This is a genomic window from Bradyrhizobium sp. ISRA442 (genome assembly GCF_038085055.1).
Classification (GTDB): domain Bacteria; phylum Pseudomonadota; class Alphaproteobacteria; order Rhizobiales; family Xanthobacteraceae; genus Bradyrhizobium.
The window spans coordinates 1-1,043 of record NZ_JALGCN010000064.1; the positions used below are offsets into that span (position 1 = coordinate 1).

The 1,043-nt window shown below is 61.2% G+C and carries 1 protein-coding gene; it reads right to left on the reverse strand.

Features of this window, described 5'->3' with window-relative positions:
* The coding region (locus MTR72_RS40200; protein ID WP_341512348.1) for an ROK family protein at positions 1–885 on the reverse strand (885 nt) is incomplete at its 3' end.
* Between the last annotated feature and the right edge of the window lie 158 nt (positions 886–1,043).

A 1,043-nucleotide genomic window follows, 5' to 3' on the forward strand; every position in this document is an offset into this window, starting at 1 on the left:
AGTTGCCGGCAGATTGAACTTGCTGCTCTCCCAATTGCCGGACAGGTTCTGCGCGCCCTTCGCGATCGAGCCGTTGCTCTCGATGACGCCAGGACACGCGATGCCGATGAACGGCGCGAGCTTGAACCCTTCCTCCTGCGCCTTCGCGATTAGGTCCGTGAGCATCTTGACGAGCCTCTTCACGGCGTTCTTACGGCTCGGATCGTCGTCGGCATGACGCCATAGCTCGGACTTCCAGACGCACGCCTTCGTGAGGTCCGGCGCCTTCTTGCGACGCGTTTCGACGACGCCACAGCGGATGTTGGCGCCTCCGATGTCGACGGCAAGGATGGAATCATGAGCTTCGAAGATCCAGGAAGGAGCAAGATGCAGCGCGCCAATTAGGCCTGCGTCGTCGGGGTGCTGATGGATCGGCAGCATCTCGATCTTGAAGTTCTCGGACTTCAGGATGATTTCGGCGCGCGCGATGGCGAGTTCGCCGAGGCGGCTATTGCTAAAGCCGCCGCCCACTACGATGCGCTCAGTCTTCTCCCAGGCTTTGGTCTTGAGGAAGCGACGCGTCACGTGGGCGAGCTCCTGTGCGAAGTCCTCGATCGCGCTCTGCACAACTGCCCAAGCGTCGGTATCTTCGCCGATCAGGATGGCGTCGAGTTCCTTCTTGCTGATTTCTTCGGAAAGCTCCTTGCCGAACGGATCTTCGCCGGATCTACGCAACGGCTTCCGCCACTTTTCGAGGGTGTCCCGGAAGGCGCCCTTGCTGGCACGGTCCCCAAGAAATCCGTCCTCATCCTTCAGTTCAATGTTGAAGCTGTCGACATCCACTGACGGAAGGCGGGAAGCGCCATGAGCAGCGATGCCGGTGGTCGTGATCGTCTCGTCAGCCATCTTGAACCTTGAACAAGCTGCAGGCAACGGGCGGCTTGCGTCAACACGCGTTCGCGACGCCGGTTCCTCAGTCCGGCTTTGCCGCGGTGCAGGGCCGGGTTGACGGTCGTGCAGCAGGCGCGAGATCCTCGCACTCCGTCTCACGCCCCTTTACCGCG